Source organism: Legionella sp. W05-934-2, assembly GCF_964199965.1.
Classification (GTDB): Bacteria; Pseudomonadota; Gammaproteobacteria; order Legionellales; family Legionellaceae; genus JAFIFT01.
In genome coordinates, this window is record NZ_CAXMZT010000009.1 from 43,086 (window position 1) to 62,111 (window position 19,026).

Here is a 19,026-nt window from a genome sequence, read left to right on the forward strand (position 1 = left end):
TTGTACTTAAAATTCGAGAAGCACAGGCTAGGCAGAAATCCTATTTGGACAGAGCAAAAAATCATTGGCTCAGAAGAATTTCAAAATGCATTTTCGCAATAAAATAAACTTGGTCCAGTAATCATTTAATTATATTTGACTGAGATTTATTTAGGGGTTGTAATGCACTCCATGCCATATCTTTTGGTAATTTATTTTAAATAATCTATTTAATATCAATAACTTACTTCATATATTTATGGTGCGACCCCTATATGCTTAGTCGCTTCATTCACCGCATCTTTCGCTTCAATTCTCAGATGCTTCCCACCTGATGGTTGCTCCGTAAACATACTCATTTCTGAAGCAGTCCGTTTGCGTCCCTTCATTGGGCGTTCGGATAAATCGTTTAGTGATAATTCATCACTCACGGAAGAATGTTGTTGGTAAACTTGTTCTATTTCTTCAACTAATTGATCCAAAACCTCAGGTTTGGTCATTTTAAGTATTAAAGCTTGTTGTTTTTTATAAAAGGCATGGTTATGTGTATGTTCACCGGGATACTCTTGTTGAGCATGAACTAATTCATGGGCAACCACTTCAACCAAATTTACTAATGTCCCTCGATGTAATTTGCCTTTATTTGTGATTAACTCTTTTAGGATTGTTTCACCAAGGCCACTGATCATAGCAATAGCATTCCAATAGATGGTCGAACTTGATTGATAGGTATACATCAACGATCCGTTCGGCTTTGTCGATAATCCAACCCCCAGATTTGGATAGCCGTATTTTGCCACAACCAATTGCGTCACTGCAGTTAGCAATCCCCAATTCGATGTCGAGTCAATGTCTTGAGGACGCCATTCGCTATTCTTCATGAAAGTGCTTTCTTCGGTCATTTCCTCTTGCTTTTCTATTCTCGCTTGCTCTTCCTTATAAAAAGAAGTAAATCGCCTAAGACTTTCAGGGACAGACTTTAGAGATGGCAATACTTGTGTCTTATTATATTCTTTGGCGAGATCGACCAACGAATAGGTTTTATCACCGTAACTGGCTTCAAATAGAGGTAAAAAAGCAATTAATGAATGTAACATAAAAGGTGATTCATATTTTGCGTAATCCGACAAAGGTTGATTGTCCATAATTCTTTGTGCATCTTCTTCAATGCCACTATTGATTAATGTCGGGTTATAAAGGAATCTCTCAAAATGGAAGAAAAAGTCATATGGTAACTCATACAGGCCTAAATGATTATTCAAAAAGAGTCGCGCATAGGACTCGATATAGGCTCTTAAAACATAAGGTTTGATCAAATTATTCACTTCGCCTGCATTCGCAAAATCGGTTCTATCCCGACTAAGGGGTAAAGACTTTGGAAAATCGATGATAATGCCTTTCTTGCGAACAATGTCTCTGATTTCACTAGGAATATAAGCATCACTATCACCAATTGGTTTCATTGCAAGCCCGGCAACGGTCATCTTATCTTCAACCGACTTAAACGTTTTGATGTCGCCAAAAGGTGGCATGGCGATGGTTGCTAAGGGGGTTAATGGCTGGTTAATTTGCTGATCATTCAGAGTGATTTTAACAATATCTGCATCAACGGTTGCCCCATGCCCTTTAAACGTTCGTTGATGGCGAGCAGCACTCAACGCCGGCACACCGTCACGTTCAACCCGTTCAATGGCAAATCCTTTAAAGTCGCCATCAAGCTGTTGCCAGCTCATGCGAATATCAACAATCTTATCCTGCTCATCATAAACGGGTGTGAATTCAAATTGATAATATTGACCATCACCTTTACCACATTTAACCCGAACGGTTTTGGCATTATGATAAATGGTAAACAAGCCAACACCATGGCCACCAATAAAATGCTGGTGGTTATCCGATCGTTTTGTCGATGCACCCGGTAAACAAAAAAATTGAAATACTTGTTCCAGAGTCATACCGACGCCAAAGTCTTGCAATCGAAACACATTGCTATCGCCTTCTTGGAAAACACTGGCCTCAATCTTAGCCTTTGGATTAAGTTCGGGCTCAGCGAAATAGGCATCAATCCCATTCTGCAATAATTCTCTTTCATATAGATGCTGGTTAGGATCCGCTTGATGATAGATGGCATGTTGTAACAAACGCCTGAAATGTCCCTTTTTACCATAGGCACCGTAAGACTCAACTGCATGAATAAATTTCTCAGGTGAGTCTGCTAATGTGTTTAGCAAGCTGGAATCAAACTGAAAAGCCGTCATGAAGTCCAGCAAGGATAATTGCTGAACTGGCGACTCAGCCTGTGTTAACAAAGGAGGTTTATTTGAAACTAAGCGCTCTTTCGGAAACAAGAGATAATACGCCATTTGTCCACTAGTCGATGGCATCGCATCAATCAGGTCTTTCACTGACTCAAATTGACTCATATGATAGGACAACTTGGTTCGATTACTCGATAAATCCTGATTTAATTGCTCCAAGGCATCCATACCATAATGCTCAATGATATCGATTAATTTTTGGCTAATACCATCTTGACAGCCTTCATTAAGAATGTGGCAAAGCAGATCAAATGTTGATAAGACCAATACTTGATCCCGTTCACTCATGAGTTGCACGTAGCCAATGATCGAGCGGTATTCACTCGATGTTTTCTCCTCAGGGGTATACTTGAATAAATGGATATATGGCATCATTGCCTTGATTTGCTCAAGCGGTAAATGAATCAAACGCAAACAATGGGAGTATTGCTCATAAGACAAATTTTGCTGGTTCAACCAAGCTAATTTGGTCAATACCTTGGGAGAGGATAATTGCTCTGGTGTCAAAGGCGCAATGACTGCACCTTGAGGGTAGCCATCATAAGGTTTTGTTTTCACAACACCATGGCGCAATTTTACATGATATTCAGGAACAAATTTTCGATAGACCGGGTAACCATGATCCGTAATTAATAAATTGGATGGACCCTCACTCATAACCCAAATTTCTTGATGCGCTAGATAGCTGGAATTATTTGCGCCTCCTTTACGGGCTCCTGGTATAATGGCATGGGGGGTTGTTAAAACAGCCTCATGATCATCAATGTACAACTTGAATGTCCCTGGCGTATCATTCTCATACACATGCATGCTCTTAGACGTCTTTAGCACCTCGCCTTGTTGATTAATTAACCGGAAATTATCCGCTTCATCCGTCAAAATGAAATAGACTGCGCCTTCATCCTCAAACTGACTAAAATACTTTATCTTATCCTGATTGAGCTGATTGCCCATGGGATCATATAAAAATCCATCGACTTGATAAAAATCACCATGGCTAGTTTTATGAATTCTGATATCGTAGCCTTGATGAAGCACCGTACCTTGTTTATCAACCAAGGCCATATATCGGCTTACAAGAAAATAGTTATCTGTTTGTTTTGGTTTTGATTTATTTTCAATGAGATAATAGTCATCTCTTTCGAAGATTGAGCCGATGTCAGCAAAAGAAGCGTCTATATTTAACGGGATGTATGTTTGTCGTTTAGGCTCAAATATGGCCACCCCGCCATTCATTTGCACTATTTCGGGCTTGCCATGGGAATGAGCGTCTTCTTTCGTGTGGGGGATAAAATCACTGACTTTACCACTAGCAATGGTTGCATTCTTATTTATATCGTATAGTTGTGCATAACTCGAATTAGCGTCTGTTAAGACAAGCAGATTTGGATCAGTGGCAACAGGAATGATCTTATCCTGATAAATCGTATGCACCGATTTGCTATTGACATCATAGATAGCCCTTTTCTTATCTGAACCATACAATACATAAGCGGTTTTTGATAATCGTTTGACAGACCAATAATCTTCGCTAATCAATTCTCCTAACCCATTAACAACCTGTTTTTTCGAAGTTTTTTTATCTGTTATCAACAATACATCGTCTTCCTCTAAATCAATGTCTTGTTCTGGCAACTCCATCACCTTAGTATCATGGTTGTCAAACAATTGCTCTATTTTGGCAATTAATAATTGCCACTTGGGATCATGTAGTTTTTGAAATCTGTCATTATAGAGTTCATTTTGTCTATTTACTCCAAGAGAGTAATAAAATCGTTTGCCTTGATAACGAAATTGTAAGAGATAGTCGCCAATAGTGTAATCATTGTAGCCACTATAGAAAGGGTGGGTATAATAGGTTGCGACCAGGGATTTTGCGTGTGAAAGAATATTATAAGCATCTGGATTGGCAGATAAGATAGCATTGGTTGTGTCGTCGCCATATAAATTCATAATGCCATGCTGTTTATATAAATCATGTAGCGGGTTTTCAGTCGTTCTTGGTTTATATTTGATGCTTGATAGTTTTTGTTCCACCTTACTGCCATCAACATCCTCAACCATAGCCACACTGTTAAAAGATACCGATACTTCTCCTGGTGGATATTTAAACAACAGTGGTATCATGTTGAGCCGGTTGGTTGATTTCAATTGCTGATAATAGGTTTCATCTAGATAGATTCGGTTATTGTCTAGATCGATCAAGTAGGGTTTGTCGTCGTTGCCTATCAACTTGGTTAGATATATTTTTGTTTCACCACCGGAGAATTCCGGCGCTTTACTTGCTACCGAATCAAGCCACTGTTTAGGTGTTATCAATGGATGCAAACGCAACACGCCTTCGCTGGCAAGATGAGTGTATGGCTCTACATCCGGCACATATTGTTCACCTTCAAGGCGGGTCAACACGGTTTTAACCAGTGCATCAAAGACATTATCTTTGGCATTTAATGAAGCATTGCTGGCTTGTAATTGTTTGACGAGTGGCGCAATACTATTGGCATACCTAACCCATTGGGGATGGGGCATGGTTTCGATTTTTTTAATATAAGCTAACACACTGTTTCGTGTTTCATCACTGTCAAGAATCACTCGGTTTCTTGATTCAGAAATGGTTGTTTTGCGGGGCAATTCCCATGTCACATTGTCAGCAAGGTTCTCGAGTGGCTGTGTCGTTGTCGAAATGACAATGCCACCAATGGTAATGCTTGCTTTATACTCTTTTTCCTTCGCTTTAAACGGTTTTCCATTAATTAAAATGGGTATCTCAATATTGGGCGCCAAGTGATTGGTTAGCATTGCCTTATACTCAGGTTTGTGGATATCTGATGAATAGACTCTTGTCACTGTTCCCAAAGGAATCGAATCATCTTCTTCCATGGAAACACTGATTTCCCTATTGATGCGACGATATTCCAAACGACAGCCAATATGTCCTTCTCGGCGCGTTTCAATAACAACTTTTTCGCTCTCATCTTTCAAATGCGCTAATTTGATGAAACTACCAATACCAAAGCGACCAATTTGCTTGGCAGAATCCCCTTTTGTAGTTTCTTTAGGGAGTAAGTATTTGGTAAAAATGACCTCAGGAGACATTCCTTGCCCACCGATTTCTTTAATTTCATAAAAGCCTTCTTGTATTGTGCAATCAATTTGATCAGGATTTGCATCTAAGGAATTACTAATTTCTTCAACAATAGATCGAGCTCGGAAAGCATTTTGGTTATAAATATCCCCTTCGATGCTATCATCAACGGGCGGTTGAAACTGTTTAGTAAGCATCAATCTCAACTCATCATTCATAGCAAAATACTGAATGAATCGGTTAAAATCACTTAAGGAATATTGTTCTTGATCGGGTCGAATAATATTCAGTTTCAGGAAGGTTATTAAAGGAATTAAGGGGATATACTTTTTGATACCAAATTGCGCCCTAAGATTGCTGATGTCTTCTTTTGTCAGATGTTCAAGATCAATCGATTCTATATCAAGATAGGATGCGGCTTCCCTGACAAATTGCTCTAATTCAGTTTCTAATGTATATCGCGACATATTGGACCTCTTGAAAGCGAATCATAATTGTACATTTTATGTGCTATTAAGTCAATATTAAACCTGGCATATGTTATAGCAAAATGAAAATGTCACATCGTTAACAAGATAAAAATGTCACCTACCGTGTTGTATATGGCGCGCTCGGAGGGATTCGAACCCCCGACACCTTGGTTCAAAGCCTTATGCTTTAATTTTAAAATTTAATAAAATCAACACCTTACGATGCGTCAAAATCATGAAAAACGGCCTAAAACTGCCTAAAACGGCGTAGTACGGTCACAGTTATGTCACGTTTTCGTCACAGTGCATTTTGATTTCTAAAAAGTTTATGATAAATAGTATTTGATTCGCCTGATAAGACTATCGTCATATTTCAAGTATGTTTCTCTAAAACTATCTATTAAAATTTGATTAATTTCTGAAGATGGTTTTGAGTGTTTTACTCCAGGCATTTGAGACTCGATTTTTCTTAATGCAAGTTCGCATGCTGCAAAATTACAACTTAACAAATCCTGGTACGTTTCATTATTCATATCGACTTTTTCATGTATTTTAGGAATGGATTTATTTTGCATTTTTTTGTAAATCGATTTCATTTGTTTAATATTGTTATATGAAAAATCCATTCCGCCCCAGTGCTTATGGTCTCTCAAATTGCTAACTGCAAAATCAAAGAAATTGGTAATATCCTTACAGTCGATCATTGAGTCAACATCAATAAGAACCAAACCTTTTTTATCGTATCCCCAATTGTTTAAATTATGTAGATCATTAATGAATGTAATTGCCACCCCAAATTGAGCAACCCCATATTCACCAATTTTTTGTACTATATTTTTACGCATTCTTTCAAAAAAACCAACTTTATCGCTACTATCAAAAAAGCTATATAGTGAAGGAATAAAGTTAGTTGCCTTGGTGAAATTATCCATTTCTTTAGATGCTATGTAGTATTCACGTTTTACTGGAATATAAAAAAAATTATAAGCTTCTCCATTGGCTTCATATAAAAGTTCTGTATCTGGAACGGCTATTCCAAGATTTTTTTTAACGAATTCACGGGCAAAAGTTTCTTGCAGACTATTTGATGATATAGCTTTCATGTAATACTGGCTGTCATCTATTAAACATGTTTTTTTGGTATTCACTCCTGAGAACCAAGAGGGAAGTGTTGAGCAAAAATTAAGTTGATCAGTTACATTCCTAACCGGCATTCCTTCCCAAGTTAGTTCATTATTAGAACCCCGTGCTAAATTCATGGTAGCGGCAGCTAGAAGTAAAAACTTATATATGTCCTGTATTTTCATGTAGAGCCTAGATTAATCCTATAAATAGTTCTTAAATTATACAGATTAATTATTAACTTAATATTAAGAAGGGCGTTTATTCTTAATATGGGAAGAGCATTGTGGTTGAGGTATTTAGCTTAAAAATCGCTACAGTAAGGTAGGCAAACAGGCTACTTACTACTTGCTTATTTTGCTGGCTTTGGAAAAAATGGGTTGAATATACTTTTTTATCGAAGTCACTACCTCTGGCAATGGCTTGGGGTCCACTTCATTCTTATTTAAGAATGAATTCCACATTGCTTGTCTTGATCTATCTTGGCTATATTCGTCGGTGAGCCCAATAGGGGGGCTTTCAGGAACAGATATCCCTCTTTTAGCAAAGGTAGAGGTGATAGCATCCAACAAAGTTTCTTCATCAATTTCTTCATTTTTCAACAATATATACAAATCCAGATAATCCTTTAGTCTACTATTTGCTATACCTAATAAAACAATCGCATGCAATTTTTCAGCAATCACCGTATAGACTGGATAAGTTCGAATTTTTGGTGCGGGTAGTTCACCAAGCAGAACAGGATAATTAGAATCAATTGGACCGGGGGTCACAACATCACCATAACCAATATCAACTTGTATTTTAATCCTTGCTTTTGATAACTCAGCAAATAACTCGATTCTGGCACCTGTATAGGCACCCTCTTTTTTTATGGTATTGGCAGTAACCGACTTCTCATCAAAAACGATTCCATCATCAGCTGAAATTATGCAAATGTCTTTAAAAACATTGGTTAAATAACCTAACTCATTACTACCAAACCCTAGTAAGTCAATATCCATTGTTGGTCGGTGTGGCATGTCATACCAAAGATTAAATAGTAAAGCGCCTTTTAATAAGTATTGATTGGCGTATTCAGATTGACCTATTCTGTAAAGCAACCTTTCGAGACCATATCGAGTTAATATGGCATTAAAATCGGATTGTTCTGCTTTTGCTATTTTTTTTAATTATGCTCGGATAGAAGCACTAACATCTTTCGTCATTGAATGGCCTCTAGATATGGATGCATTACATTTGCAACACGACAAATTTTCGCATAATGCCATAGTTCATCAACAGTTACTTTATTTTTTTCATAAGCATCTTTCAGTGCTTCAATCGCAATATCAATGCCTATTTTATTTCTATGCTTAAAGCAGTCTGCGATAGTTTTAGCAACATTATAAACTCTGAATTCCATACCATCTGATTTTTGGATTTCAATCCCCTGAGAATATGCTTCGCCTGAGTATTTCACCATTTTTATTGGTGGATAATCAATCTTAGGCAAATGACTATCAATAGGCATAGCTACCCAAACTTTCCTTGGCAGTTGTGTTGTAAGCTCGTGTATTTGAAGAGCAGTTAGCAGACAAAAAATGGCTTGTGGAACTCTAGATGCAATTACAAGCAAACCTTCCTTTTCAGAAAATTCCTGTTGTGGAAGACAATAAAGCCCTCTTTCAAATTGTTGAAGTTGATTATTAGCAACTAGTCTGGATATAGTAATTCGAGGAATGCCCGCTTCAACAAATTCCGAAGATCGTACAATTCCCTTTTCTTTAACCAACGCTAGTGCTTTTTGATTTTGTGTGATTTTTGTATTCATATCTAGATTATGTTCCATATTTTCCCTATTTGCAAATAAATAGGGTAAAAACGGAACATGAAACTATTGCAGATAATATATTTGAATATAGTTAAATTTAAATGTAACTATCTAATAAATATCAAAAATATCCGTTATACATTTAAAACCTAAGTGCAGTTCCTAAAATGAGTTTTAAGACCCATAAATTACTTTTAAGCATTTAAATAGTGGTTATTTCTAATATATCTTATTGATTAATATATAATAATTTTTGGTCCGACCCCGACGATAATTAGTGGTCCATCATGGTTAACTTTCTTAAGCAATTTAAAAGACTCGCTTTGGCCAGTAGATTTCTTCCGACTTGAATCCATAAATTTAAAGTCACACTGGGTAATGGTCGTCATGGACCAATGTTCTCGACATATAATTGGCTTCGCTATCAATGATAGTAATTTAGATGGGCCTGCAGTTTGTCGCATGTTTAATAGTATAATCTCCAGCCGATTATTGCCACAGCATCTCTCCAGTGATAATGACCCTTTATTTCAATATCATCAATGGAAAGCAAATTTGCATATACTTAATATAAACGAAGTTAAATCTGTTCCTTATACGCCTATTTCTCATCCCTTTGTCGAACGTTTAATTGGCACCATTCGTCGCGAGTTTACCGATAATATCTTATTTTGGAATAAACGTGATTTAGCCGCCAAATTAAACGACTTTCAAAACTATTATAATCACCACAGAGCGCACGGTTCCAAAAATATGGTTCCACCATTAACTTCTAAGGCTGTTACTCATGAGAATGTAAAATCAGCTAATAAATATAAGTGGAATTTGTACTGCAGGGGGCTTTTTCAGTTGCCTGTTGCTGCTTAAATAGCAATTAGAACACCACACCATAAAATGCCAAAGATAATGGCTACGTATAATAAGAATGAAATGCTCCCTCAAAGAAAAGAAGCCTTAGAAAAATGGAGTTCATATATTGAAAGCCTACCAAATAGTGGGTCATTTGCCACTTGTATTTATAAGCAAAATTATAATTCGCACAACGCAAGTCATTGATACAATTTGCCGAACATTTATTTTTGATATAACATTCCAAGCTATCTTTTTATACAGATCATATTATGCCTCTAATACCCTCTTTGATATTTGGTGAATTTCATGATGATTCGATTACAGATAGAGTCATGCACGCCCTAACTCCTCATTTGAAAAATCTAGGCTACGATACGTTTATTGATGAATATTCGCCCAAGGAGATTAGTGAAAAAATAGATTATTGGCATAATTCTTCCAATGAGCAGTTTAATTTGAATCAAAATCTATTAATCCCTTGGTTAATGAAAAATGACATGAATATTAAAGGTGGTGATCATTATTATGCCAGGAAACTTATATTGACAATCATGGACTCTAATCCAGATACATTCTGGTTAAGAGTTCTACAAATGTACTCGTTGAAACTGGTAGATACAACTTTTGGAATGTACTTGCGCGATCAAAGTTTATGCCAAGCATATCATTATAATGAAACTCCCTTTTTCGCCAGGGTAGGATTAGCCCATTTTGAGGGCATTCAAAATATTTTGACTAAAATGCTGACCTTTGATACCACACAACGCTCATTTTTATTTTTTCATATATATACGAAGGATCATATTGACTTCTTTGATGACTACATTAATTATGGCGAGTTGAGTGAAAAAGCTCCTCTTGAAGAAGCCAGATATCATGAAAGTTTTTATACAGATTATTTACCGTCGTTGCCAATCAAGGTTAATATAATTAACGCTAAGAAAAAACCTGTTGAAAAAATTGTTAACGAGATTCTAAAGCAAATTCAAAAACATTCTGCACAAAATCTAAATGAGCGATCACTTCCTGGCGAACAAGAAAATGGTAAACAAGCTTTCTTTTCTTTGAATCAAACAAAATCATACACAAAGGATAATACTAATCACATTGACCTAGAATATGATGAGATTCAATTATGGTCGAATTTGAGTCTCTGATTCGGTTCATTATATGGGCAATCTAAGGAGGGCTTTATTTACTGCCATGCACTCTTTTCTCGACCCACGTAGAATTTTTTGGTCCGACCCTTATATCAGCTTTTACTAAGTGTTTTAGCGACTGTTTAGCTTGCTATCAGAAGTAGTGAGTGTCGGTCAAAATTTGAGCACCATGCTTGGCTTATGGTAAAATCCATGCGTTTTAATATTTTCAACCTGCCTAATAAGATATGAATTTTTTGGTCCGACCCTTATATCAGACCCTTATATCAGGTTTAAAAGTTAATGCAAAAGATAATCTATCAGAAAAAGTGAGTTCTGTTGCACGTTTTCGTCCTCGACTAGCGACCAATAGCTGCTGTCGCAGAGCCAAGTTTTCAGCGGCTAACGCTTTTACTCCACCTGGACGCATGGCTTTTAAGCACGTGAGTAAAAATGAGAATATTAATGTCGTGAAATGTACCATGATTACTCATATATAGACTATATCAATTTTTTCAACCCAACTGTTTAGCTAGTTGATATTTAAAACAGAATTAGATCTCGAGACGTACAGGTAAGTTCCTATTGATCCAACGTTCCTGTATTTTCATCAATCGCATATAATGAACCTGCAAGGGTTGTGAAATAGACAATGCCATTATCAATGGTGGGCCTTGATCTTATTTTGCCATCGGCTTTAAATTTCCATTTTAATTCGCCTGTTTCCTTGTAAATAGCGTACATATATTCATCATCACTGCCAAAAAAAACAATATCATTGTGAACAACAGGCGACGATCTTAGATCTTTTTTACTTTCAAAACGCCACAGGTATTTGTTTTTTTTGCCATCAAAACTATAGAGATAGCCAGCGTGTCCGCTTACAGCATATATTTTATCGCTATCACAAAATGGAGAGGCGCTAAAATCAGCAAAAATTGATTTAGGCATATAAAACCAACCAATCCCTCCCGAATTTGAATCATGTGTAAAAATAACGCCGGCGGTTGTACCCATGTAAATTCTGTCTCCTATGGCACAAGGTGTCGCGATAAATCCAGATAATCTCTCTGGGTAACCATAAGAATTATCTATTACCCACTCCATTTCTCCTGTATTTTTATTGAGTGAATAATATCCTGAATCTTGCCCAACCATTTGATCGTAATTTCCAACAAATACATGTTTATGATGAATAAGCGGGGTAGAGAAGTGTGCTCCAGTTAATTCAAAACGCCATTTTATTTCACTTGTCATACTATCAACAGCAATCAAGGCACCACGAGCCCCCCAATAGAGCACGCCTTCATCTAAAACAGGTTTAGATGAAACTGCCCAACCTGTTTTCCATTTTAATTGATTATTATTTAAATCGAATGCATACATCTTCCAAGCGCTTACGTAGAGCGTGTCATTGTTAACTACAGGCTCAAAAGAAGAGCTACGTTCCGTGTCATAGGTATGGATAACAACCCCGGTCGATTGATCAAGCGCATAGAGAAAATTGTCAAATCCTCTTGCATAAATCCTTCCTTTGTAAATCATTGGAGGGGCATGTCTCGTGCAATAACCCTCGCATGGTTCACTAAGCTTGATTTGAAAGGTTTTGAAATTTGATGAAGCTGCATCGACAGTTTGAAGATTGAGTGTTGAACTCACGAGAACAACCAAAATACCAAACCAGAAATCAATTTTAAAGCTAATCATAGTTATTACATCCATACTGTAGAACATGCCAACTATATATTTTTTCTTTACGTAGTCAAGTAATAATATATAGTTGGCATGATCTAAGACATACAGGTTTACCAGATGCAATTAGAACCGATAATGGTGTCCCATTTTCTAGTCCAAATGCGTTATTTGGGTTAAGTAAGTTATCTGTTTTGTGGCTAAGACTAGGTAACGCCATTGAACGCATTAAGCCTGGCAATCCTCAGCAAAATGGACGCCATGAATGCATGCATTAACGGCTCTACCCCAAATAAAGGGGCACTTTAATCCAAGTTAGGTTAACCTAACTTATTGACTCGCCAATCAAAAGGAGATTAAAGTGCCGAGATATAATCTTATCCAAAATTTTCCAGGATTTTCTATAGCCACTATTAGGGGTCTGACCCACTATTAGGGGTCTGACCAAAATATTTAATTGAAAAACATAAAGTTAACTACAAGACAAGCTTAATATTGTGCCTTAAACCCTATTTTTCTTTAAAAAAATTGATTTTAAGGGATATGGCCGAGAAGTGAGGTGCTTTTATCAGTCTATTTTTCTTAGAATCTATATTAGTAAGCAAAAATAGCTTCTAAGACACAATAAGCATCTATATTTATGTTTAATCAATTGTTAAATAATAGAATTTTTTGGTCCGACCCTTATATATATCTATATTTTAATCAATTGTTAAATAATAGAATTTTTTGGTCCGACCCTTATATATATACTAGTAGATCCGCATCGGCAGTTGAGACAATTTATGGCTGTAAATGGTCACTGACTGTCTACTCTCTTTTGAGAGACGGAATCAATCGCCCTGGAGAAATGGTACAAAGTGTAGAAGGCCTTTCAACGAAAGTTTTAAACCAATGCTTAAGGAAGAATCTGGAATTTGGTATCCTGGGCAAAAACACCTTTAATGAAATACCCCCCAGAGTCGAGTATTTTGTAACTCCTTTTGGAGAAAAATTTTTAAAGATTCTAGATCAAATAGAAGCGCTCAATGATCAAATCAAATGATTTAGCTAATATGGTTTGATATCAAACTAAACTGTTCTGAATGGATTCAGTATAAGTACTAATTAATTCTTACACCTAAACGAGATTTAGCAGATCAGCAAGGTCGGGCCTTGGCCCATAGCCGTTAAGCTAAGGAATAATCATTATAATCGTCTGATGAATCGGCGCAAAAAGGAAAAAAGAAATCATTATTATCAATAAGATATTGAAGTGCATAAGACAATATGATCCAATTTGTTTGTCGAGAACAAATAACCCAGAGGTCTTATGCACGTACAAGAATTATTACATGGAATACTATCTAAAGCACTTCCTCATATTCATATTAAACGTATAAAAGCGTTAGTTAACGCAGTTAACTCTCTACTTCATGGGAAAAAACTGTCATTAACCCAGTTAGGTCGAACAATGCGTGGTTCTGCAAAAGAACGTCATTGCATTCGAAAAATGGATAGGCTTTGGCTCTGTTGTGTATGATGACTTATCGGGAACTTGCCAGCAATGTAAAAAGCAATCGTGGCATCTTAGCCTTGCTTCGTACTAACCCCGATAATCTGACTGCAAAACGTAAAATTAAAAGGGATGCCTTCTTTGAAGACCCCTATTTTTATAATTTGGCGCGCTCGGAGGGATTCGAACCCCCGACACCTTGGTTCGAAGCCTGATGCTCTGGTTTTAAATTCGTTATAAATCAATATCTTGTGAAGCGTCAAATTCACCAGGAACTGCCTAAAACTGCCTATTACAGCATAGTGCAGCCACAGTTGAGACACGCTTTGGTCGCAGAAAAAAATTAATCGTTTGTCTTAAATTAACTTCAATGTGTTATTTCTTATTAGGGTAAAATGATTTTCTTAATGCTAAACTTGGACAACACAGATTTCCGATTTCCAAATTGGAAATTATAGTATAACCCCATTTCTATGGAGCAAGAATTGATAAACTTCTTGAGGACTGTGCTCAAAGGTCAATATTGGCAAAAAACAGCTTGGGTAGTTTAATATTATTAATATGGTTAAACCATAAGTATATTTATGTCCTCAAAAATAAACTGGCTTCTAAAATATTGCCTCAGGTGAAACCTTGCCCCAGTCTTGGTTATCAAGCCATGGAATTACCCCATAATTAGCAAGAAAATAGTGTCAAAGCCAATGGTTGGTAAAATTGGGGGTAGGGGTTTATTAAAGGCTCTGTGGGTTAAAATTGATCAGTGGTTGATTTTTGTTATAATGCCTTTTTGTCCATTTTAAATGGTGTTATGCGGATAATTCAATTTTACCAAAGCAATCATCAGCCAGCCTCTTCTCAATCTGATAATCCTGCAAATAAAAAGGTTGATTCAGAACTTTTTATTTATGGAGGCTCTGGTGTTGGTAAAGGGGAATTGATCAAAGTTGCTCAAGGTGCTGAATTTGATCCCTATCCATCTCCATTAAAAGAAGAACGTACCGATTTAATAGTACCTTATGGAAATCAAGAGGTTAGGTTTAGTGTGTTTCAAAGCCCCGAGCGCGAGAAGGGGGCGGGTCTGGCGTTTTATGGCCAAATAAGACTATTAATTGTGGATATGACCTCCAGGGCATCCCTGGATGAATGCAAAAAGGTTTGGGAATCGTTTGCAACCGGTTATCAATTTGATAAAACTTCAATTTTCCTGGTGGCTACTAAATCTGATTTGACGCAGGAGTATGAGCTGAGCAATGATGAGCTTGTGGCTTATGGAGAAAGCCTGGCAGAGAAACATCGCCAGTTTGCAGGCCTTGCTTTTGTCAGTGCCGCAAATCCTGAATCCGTTCATGGCCTGATGCAGATTATAGCTCAGGAAGCGCTTTGGCATAAAGGATTGGCAGAGCAACCAGTATTTAAAAATTCGCCAGATCCATTTATTGCTTTGGCCAATCAAAGCAATTCCGTTGAACCATCTGTTAAAAGAAAATACTTTATCACATTTTGTGATATCCCTGTTGTAACCTGCATTACAAATGAATTAAGTGCACAAGCTGTATTAAATGATGTTTTAAGTAACAGGGGAAAAAGGAATAAAAAAATACTGATTAAGAGAATGCCAGCGCGAATGGGTTATGCTAATCACCTGGAAGAAACCAGAAATCAGGGATATAGGACGGTACGTACTTTATTTGATTCTGGTGCTGATTTTAATTATTTTGACAGTATCAAAGAAATTCAGGGGTACTGCGCTTCTTTTTTCGCCCAGTTAAAAACGTTCGGACTGTGCATTATCGGTGAGGTAGTTGATGATAATCTGGTTCAGGTTTTTGCTCTGAACTTAATCAGCTTCAAAGAAAAAGTCGAAGATCATCAATATTATCAGAGCATTCTGCCTCTTACTGCAATCGATGAGCAAACTACATTGGGAGAATTAACCCGTACTTGGCGAGAAGCGGTTACTCTTGCCCAGGCGGTGTACCATTTTAATTTGTCGCCCGTAAAAGAACCCTCAAGACAAATGATAGCGGAGCAGGGAGATCAACTGGTTTTACCCTATGTTATTGATGATGGAAGGCGTTCTATCTATAGCCAGCATTTAACGAGTTCAGAAGATGATTTACCTGAATTTAATACGATGTTGGCAATGACTCTTGATAGCATAAAAAATACACCTGTTTTATACGGTGTGGATTATACAACGTATAATCTCATAAACTTTATCCGTTTGAAATTTACCTTGATGACCGGGATGCAGCAGCAGATTCTGGCAAGGACAGCTGATATAGAACTTATTAATAATGCAGATCTCAGGAGTACTCTGATCCAATTGCTGGAATTGATTTACCACATGACTTTTAAGAAAGGTAGAGAAAAGCAATTAGTTATCAGCAGTGAGCATGATGTTTATTCTATATTAAAAAAGGCTAATAGTACTTTGCTATCAGAAAGAATGGCACTTCCTGGATTGGTCAGCGAAAAGAACTTGCGGTATTTGTTAACTGACGAGGCCTCTTTGCATGTCTTGCGTTCATTTGCTATTGATGTTTTGTTTCTTAACAGGGTAAAAGCGGCGAAAATGGTTCATGAACTCAAAGAATTGATTTATTTAAAAGCTTATGTATCCATGCCTCCTACCATCAGCAAGCGTTACCTGGCATTACAAGACAGCCATATAGGCTCCATGTTTTTTACTTTTTTCTACTTAAACCAATTTAATGTCCCTCAAGTTAACCATGTACAGCTATTAGCGCAACAGGAATTACCCAAGGTATTCCATGCTTACATCGGGCGGAATAAAAGTGAGGTGGGAATCACACGTATGAGCTCTGAAGCAGGGTTTTACCTGGTGATAAGTCCAAAAGACAGTGCTGTTCTTCAGCGAGTTTCAGCGTATATGTTGTTTACTTCAAAGTGGGGGATTCAGTTTGATTTTCCTTCCATGCGTAAGGCTACATTAAAAGAAAGCAATGAGTACTATGGTCCTTTAGCGCCCCAATACCAACATAATGCGGAGCAACTGTTATTCCAGCAACGTCTGGCATTTAATAAAGAGGACATTCTTGATGCTTTGATCTTTTTACTGCATCATCATTTTATACCCGATCAAGAGCCTGGTTATTCACAAGGTTATTTTTGTAGCTGGATAGTTTTGTTGCTTTATCAGGCTGCGTATTTTGATGTCTTGCTGAGAAACGACCTTGAGCTTAACAAACCTGAGATTACCAACTTAGAAGGGTGTAAACATTATGCTTTAGGTTTTTTTGCCCGGAAAGGCGAAAGGGATTTTATCAATGCTCTACCACAAGGCTTAAGGATATCTGCAAAAACTACAGCACCTTTTACTCTGGCTCACTCCTTAATTCAAGATAAGAAACATTTCAGTACAGATGGTTATTTCGTTAAATCGCCAGAGCTTTGAGACTATGGATATTTATATTTTTATCAGAAAAAGAAATGAAAGAGTCTATAAATTTGCGGTGTATGCAAAAAATAAAGAAAATGCGGTGTTTCATATGCAGCAAATGCATCGTTTGTTTGTTGAGCAGTATTCAAAACTGGAACAAGCTAAACTGGATGCTTCTTTTAATGAGTCTTCAGAGAATCAGGCGAGTTGGCAAACCGTTGTTGAAGAAGCTGAAACACTTTCAGATTATATTTTTGATTTTGGTAGTGAAGAATTAAAGTGTCTGGAAAATCAATTTAATGACTATCTTGGTCGACGTTTGGGCGAGCCCTGGTGCATGTTTACGGTTTTTGATGCAGAAATGAAACAGGAATTATGTCATTTTCAATTACCATCAACCGAATTCAATACATATCCCGAACAAGTGAAAAAGGACATAAAGCACTATGAAGAAACTAATAGCATTGCAATACCTGCTATAGAACATTTTGTCACTGACTTTTTTAAATTAAATCCCAGAAATAAAGAATTACACGATATTATGAAATTGGTACGAGATCGCAAGCATTTAAATGAGGTGTACCAGTTAGATAAAATTGACAGATATCTATTGAGTGAGGAATCAAAGATTCTGCTCGAGCTTCCGCAACAATTTATTGATGAGTGTGTCAGAAAATATGCAGATGCTATTGCTGCAGATCCATTGTTTGATCAATTTATACTGAACTTGCGCCAAAAGCCCACCTATGTTGCCGTTGAGCAGGCAGCCAAGCATCAACTGGACAGAAAAACGCGCTTAACACCCTTGATGTATGCAGTTGATCGGAGAACAGTCTGGGGGAAGAGTACTGAAGAAGCAAAGATGTACGCATTAAAATCCTCCCGGTTGCTACTTGAAGCAGGTGCTGATGTTGGTGCGCGAGATTGTTGGGGACGGACGCCATTAATGTATGTAGTGCTGGGTAAATACTCTTTGGACAGGTGCCAGCAAACTATGCCAGGAAGGGAACAGGTAGCGCGCTTATTGCTTGAGTACGGTGCCGATCCAGGAGTAAAGGATAAGCTGGGATTATCTGTCATTGATCATTATATAGCTGAATGTGGTGAGCATCACCCAGTGGTTACTTTGTTGCGATGCGCAATAGTGTTACGGGATTTGGCTACAGTATTTGGCAACAGTTCATCTGAAGAGCCGAATTCTCATCTTGCGGATCATTTGGATAAAGCCGAGTTAATGCAATTTATCTTTTTTGTTGCCCATGAATTTAAATCTCATCCTGGGAAATTGCAGCAGTTTCCTTTTGAATCCATGAGGTATCTTCATGGAAAGATAGACGAGATAAAAAAGAGTGAATATTTTGCTGGTTTGGAAAACGAAACCCAGCAGCATTTTCTGTCATTATTCGTTCGATCTCCTTATCCGCATTTTTTAAAAGATATACCCATTAAGGTTATTAAGGTTAATGATTTATCAGAAGGTAATGGAGCGAATGCGGCGAGGCTTTCGATAAGCGATAAGGCAGAGTTGAATTTAAGGAATCATTTGTTTTTGTTGGGGGCAAGCCAGCGGGATTGCAAGGTTACCGAAAAGGATCTGGATGAACATTTGAGTCGGTATAAGATATAAAGAGGAACGGTTGTTCTGCACACCCTCCCCC

13 protein-coding genes and 1 pseudogene are annotated in these 19,026 nt (G+C 37.3%); 8 read left to right on the plus strand and 6 right to left on the minus strand.

Annotation, left to right across the window (positions count from 1 at the left end):
- Nucleotides 1-236: 236 nt before the first annotated feature.
- The 4 genes from AB3348_RS10955 to AB3348_RS10970 form a co-directional block, all read right to left on the minus strand.
- The gene (locus tag AB3348_RS10955; RefSeq protein ID WP_367607663.1) at nt 237-5,849 is read right to left on the minus strand and encodes a hypothetical protein; all 5,613 of its coding nucleotides are present in this window, start codon (nt 5,847-5,849) and stop codon (nt 237-239) included.
- Between the two features lie 329 nt (nt 5,850-6,178).
- Nucleotides 6,179-7,159, minus strand: coding sequence for a hypothetical protein (locus tag AB3348_RS10960; protein ID WP_367607664.1), 981 nt, complete (start codon nt 7,157-7,159; stop codon nt 6,179-6,181).
- A 159-nt stretch (nt 7,160-7,318) separates the two neighbouring features.
- Complete coding sequence (locus tag AB3348_RS10965; protein ID WP_367607665.1) at nt 7,319-8,077, minus strand: nucleotidyl transferase AbiEii/AbiGii toxin family protein; 759 nt, start codon at nt 8,075-8,077, stop codon at nt 7,319-7,321.
- Between the two features lie 101 nt (nt 8,078-8,178).
- The gene (locus AB3348_RS10970; protein ID WP_367607666.1) at nt 8,179-8,805 is read right to left on the minus strand and encodes a type IV toxin-antitoxin system AbiEi family antitoxin domain-containing protein; all 627 of its coding nucleotides are present in this window, start codon (nt 8,803-8,805) and stop codon (nt 8,179-8,181) included.
- Between the two features lie 255 nt (nt 8,806-9,060).
- On the opposite strand from AB3348_RS10970, the gene AB3348_RS10975 reads away from it, so the two are divergent.
- The 3 genes and pseudogenes from AB3348_RS10975 (at nt 9,061) to AB3348_RS10985 (ending at nt 10,796) form a co-directional block, all read left to right on the plus strand.
- Nucleotides 9,061-9,654, plus strand: coding sequence for an integrase core domain-containing protein (locus AB3348_RS10975; RefSeq protein ID WP_367607734.1), 594 nt, complete (start codon nt 9,061-9,063; stop codon nt 9,652-9,654).
- A 21-nt stretch (nt 9,655-9,675) separates the two neighbouring features.
- Nucleotides 9,676-9,843: pseudogene (locus tag AB3348_RS10980) on the plus strand (site-specific integrase); the annotation flags it as partial.
- A 65-nt stretch (nt 9,844-9,908) separates the two neighbouring features.
- Entirely contained in the window at nt 9,909-10,796 is an 888-nt protein-coding gene (locus tag AB3348_RS10985) for a hypothetical protein (protein ID WP_367607667.1), read from the plus strand.
- A gap of 256 nt (nt 10,797-11,052) precedes the next feature.
- Here AB3348_RS10985 and AB3348_RS10990 read toward each other — a convergent pair whose 3' ends face one another.
- Together AB3348_RS10990 and AB3348_RS10995 are read right to left on the minus strand one after the other, a co-directional pair.
- Nucleotides 11,053-11,262: a hypothetical protein gene (locus AB3348_RS10990; RefSeq protein ID WP_367607668.1), complete on the minus strand. Its 210-nt coding sequence runs from the start codon at nt 11,260-11,262 to the stop codon at nt 11,053-11,055.
- Between the two features lie 98 nt (nt 11,263-11,360).
- Entirely contained in the window at nt 11,361-12,500 is a 1,140-nt protein-coding gene (locus AB3348_RS10995; protein ID WP_367607669.1) for a PQQ-binding-like beta-propeller repeat protein, read from the minus strand.
- 679 nt (nt 12,501-13,179) lie between these two features.
- Between AB3348_RS10995 and AB3348_RS11000 the strand changes: the two genes are divergently transcribed.
- The 5 genes from AB3348_RS11000 (at nt 13,180) to AB3348_RS11020 (ending at nt 18,995) form a co-directional block, all read left to right on the plus strand.
- Nucleotides 13,180-13,515 carry a winged helix-turn-helix transcriptional regulator gene (locus AB3348_RS11000; RefSeq protein ID WP_367607735.1) on the plus strand — a complete coding sequence of 112 codons (336 nt, stop codon included), beginning with the start codon at nt 13,180-13,182 and terminating at the stop codon, nt 13,513-13,515.
- A 267-nt stretch (nt 13,516-13,782) separates the two neighbouring features.
- A complete protein-coding gene (locus AB3348_RS11005) occupies nt 13,783-13,992 on the plus strand; it encodes a hypothetical protein (protein WP_367607670.1) in 210 nt (69 codons plus the stop codon).
- On the plus strand, nt 13,989-14,180 hold the full coding sequence (locus AB3348_RS11010; RefSeq protein WP_367607671.1) for a hypothetical protein: 192 nt from the start codon (nt 13,989-13,991) through the stop codon (nt 14,178-14,180). Before AB3348_RS11005 ends, AB3348_RS11010 begins: the two co-directional genes overlap by 4 nt.
- 545 nt (nt 14,181-14,725) lie before the next feature.
- Nucleotides 14,726-17,383, plus strand: coding sequence for a hypothetical protein (locus AB3348_RS11015; protein ID WP_367607672.1), 2,658 nt, complete (start codon nt 14,726-14,728; stop codon nt 17,381-17,383).
- Between the two features lie 4 nt (nt 17,384-17,387).
- A complete protein-coding gene (locus AB3348_RS11020; protein ID WP_367607673.1) occupies nt 17,388-18,995 on the plus strand; it encodes an ankyrin repeat domain-containing protein in 1,608 nt (535 codons plus the stop codon).
- Nucleotides 18,996-19,026: the final 31 nt, after the last annotated feature.